Consider the following 3051-nt stretch of genomic DNA (forward strand, 5'->3'; position numbering starts at 1 on the left):
CCATAAAAACATAGCACATCAGTAGTGTAGCGGTCATCACCGGGCGTTGCCAACGCTCGAACTCGGGTTCGAATCCCGACTGGTGTATAACTGATTTTAATTGTTTTTTTGATTTTAATTGTTTTTTTGATTTTAATTGTTTTTTTGATTTTAATTGTTTTTTTGATTTTAATTGTTTTTTTGGTCCGTTTTTTTACATATCATATAACTCTTTTTATAGATTTGTGTGCTATTTATCAGGTGTGTCTCTTCAAACCTCTAATAATTACCAAACAGCTTACATCATTTAAATATAATGGCATAAGTGCGGATTTGATTCCGAATATACATAGTTCCTGAACAAATATTCTCAAATTTCATTTTAAAATAGAGGTCTGGAGCTTATTATGCCAATGTTTCAAACGAGCTCATATTCAATGTTAACACTTACATTTTTTCAATAATAATATGTGAACTGGGCTAAAACACCTGGAAATAACTAATTGTTAACCAAAGAGTCGTTAACCAAAAAAAGGGTCCTTAACCAAAAAAGGATCGTTAACCAAAAAGTTAATTAAAACAGAAAATCATTATAATTATTGGATATACATCTCGAAAAGACAACAGAGTCTACTTGGAGAGATTATACCCACTATGTTGCAAACCTGAAATATCGTAAGGAGATTTGAACATGACCGGAAAGTTCCAGAAAAGAAATGCAGAACGGAAAGGTGTCAGAAAAGAATATGAACTGGAGCAGAAGTTAATAAAGAAAATCGTAGACGAAATTCAGGTAAGCGGCGGTGGATCTATAGAGTGAGCAAAAAGGTACACATAACAATTCAAGCTGGAGAGATTTCCGAACAGACCGTAGAAGTAGCTGAAAGCGCTACCTACGAAGACCTGCTTGATACGCTGGACATTAATCAGGAAACGGTACTTGTATTAAATGGAGGGAATGCTGTTCCCCTTGACGGGGCGATAAGTTCCGACAGACTAACAATCCTTAAAGTAGTTACAGGTGGCTGACCTGCCCTTTAAGGCAGGTTTCCTTCTTTATTTTAACTTATTTTTCCCCCTTTTTAGAGAGATTTTAAAGGTTACTTTTCTATGGAATTCTTCCATAACCAGGACACTTCTTATCCAGGGCTTTTCTCATTCTGATTTTCTTGTTCATATACATTTTAAACGACCGGAAGGTTTGAACAAAAGACAGAGCAAAGATGTAAAATGGGGACAAATCAGCAAACAGGCTGAAGGTGAATCATGCATCAAATGCCAGAGTATGCCGGAAAATCCTGAAAAACGTTGAAGAGATACCTGATAGGATGGAGACCAGAAAAGAAGGGGATCAGAAAAGAAGGGGACAGAAAGGAAGGGGACAGAAAGGAAGGGGATCAGAAAGGAAGGGGATCAGAAAGGAAGGGGATCAGAAAGGAAGGGGATCAGAAAAGAAGGGGATCAGAAAGGAAGGGGATCAGAAAGGAAACCCCGGGAAACGAAGGGTGAAAAACGAAGAAGAACAAAAAGAGGAACAGGACCTGGAAGAGATACAATTAAATGAATTAATAAGGGAAGGATTTGATTTCCATAATGGTGAGTTCCAGGAAGGACTGTCAGCCATTATGGAGCTAACCCTTTTTAGATCCTTTACTTCGAAGGAGTAAGAGGCACCTTTTTGCTCATAACCTTCAGTTTTTTAATTGCTGAGATCGTTGCCTGAGATTCCTTGTAGATCTTATCCTCGTAATAGCTTATAATCTCATCAACCGGAGCTGCAAGAGAATAGATCTTTATCGGGCGCCCTTTACCGGGTTTCTTTTCCGAACGCACGTTGACCCAGGACTGATTCTTCATCAGCCTCATTGCAAGACTGACTTCGGGCTGCCGTAGTCCGGTACTGATTTCAATTTCGCGGGATGAAGCTTCGTCAACATTCATAAGATATGCCATAGTTGTGGCAACATTTCTTGACATCCCAAGGTTCCTTAACGTTTCAATAAAAATGTGGTCATTTTCGTCCAGCACTTTTACTTCATAGTCTTTCATGATAACCCCTATATTCCAATTTTTATAATTTTATGTGTCAGCTAAAGAATATCACGGTAATTATTATTCAGACCTTGAAAGGTAGCTTTCATAACTACCTGTTAACGCTGACAACAACTCTCAAAGTATTACACCATATGTATATTTATATGGTAACCTATCCCGTTTTAAAATATTTAATTCAGTAAAAAGCGTTTTTTCACAATCTAGCGGATTGTTTACGTTTTAAGTCCAACAATAAGTTATCAAAAACAAACGTAATATATTTCCATAACCGATTGCCAGAGAACCGTTTTGTGAAATTGATGGGAAGAGCCGTATTGGTTCAGCAATTAAACCTATATACGTATATAATTAGAAGGTTATTCATCTCCAACAATTAATAATGTACTCATACTATTTAAAGTTGTATATATTAAAAAGGAATTGAAAAACTTTCAATCACACCTGACATTAGCAGGTATTGAAAAAGAATCAAACATCAGAGGCATAATAATCCCATGATCCGGATAAAAACCTGAGGGTATCACAACAAAAATATTATAATTGTACTGATCAAAGAAATTAAAGGGAAATATCCTGACAATAAAACGTCAAGGATAATTTAGAAATGTTTATATTCTCATTTCAGCGCAGATCAAACAATTATCTGAGGAACCAGATAAATCTGCAGCATTCGTTCCGACTTCTGAGAGATCTCTCTTGAAAGTGTTCAATCGGGGCAAACATGAAAATAAATAAAAAAAACTGGAGAAAAAAACTAAAAAATAGGGAATAACTGGAAAAAGCTGGAAAAAGCTGAAATTTCATGTAGCTTTTATTTCCCATGCTTTTTTATTTCCCATGCTTTTTTATTTCCCATGCTTTTTTATTTCCCATGCTTTTTTATTTCCCGGGCTTACTTCTTCAGAGGTTATTTTGTTCAGTGACGGCTCCCGCCAATGAATTGGCAGGCATCTAAGGGATTGCACCTATGCTATACCGCCCTAGAGCAAATAATGTTTGTCTCGCCAACACCGTTCA

4 protein-coding genes and 1 tRNA gene are annotated in these 3051 nt (G+C 36.6%); 4 read left to right on the forward strand and 1 reads right to left on the reverse strand.

Annotated elements, in window-relative coordinates; all coding sequences use genetic code 11:
• Positions 1 to 15 precede the first annotated feature (15 nt).
• The 4 genes from EO92_RS03700 (at position 16) to EO92_RS03710 (ending at position 1646) form a co-directional block, all read left to right on the forward strand.
• A tRNA-Gly gene (locus tag EO92_RS03700) sits at positions 16 to 87 on the forward strand.
• A gap of 583 nt (positions 88 to 670) precedes the next feature.
• Positions 671 to 799, forward strand: coding sequence for a hypothetical protein (locus tag EO92_RS18750; RefSeq protein ID WP_255350236.1), 129 nt, complete (start codon positions 671 to 673; stop codon positions 797 to 799).
• A complete protein-coding gene (locus EO92_RS03705) occupies positions 796 to 1008 on the forward strand; it encodes a MoaD/ThiS family protein (protein WP_048133824.1) in 213 nt (70 codons plus the stop codon). Before EO92_RS18750 ends, EO92_RS03705 begins: the two co-directional genes overlap by 4 nt.
• Positions 1009 to 1307: 299 nt before the next feature.
• Entirely contained in the window at positions 1308 to 1646 is a 339-nt protein-coding gene (locus EO92_RS03710; RefSeq protein ID WP_156165721.1) for a hypothetical protein, read from the forward strand.
• Here the strand turns inward: EO92_RS03710 and EO92_RS03715 are convergent.
• A complete protein-coding gene (locus EO92_RS03715; RefSeq protein ID WP_048126873.1) occupies positions 1630 to 2028 on the reverse strand; it encodes a transcriptional regulator protein in 399 nt (132 codons plus the stop codon). The genes EO92_RS03710 and EO92_RS03715 overlap by 17 nt on opposite strands.
• Positions 2029 to 3051: the final 1023 nt, after the last annotated feature.

It is taken from the genome of Methanosarcina sp. 2.H.A.1B.4 (genome assembly GCF_000979385.1).
In the GTDB taxonomy this organism is placed as follows: domain Archaea; phylum Halobacteriota; class Methanosarcinia; order Methanosarcinales; family Methanosarcinaceae; genus Methanosarcina.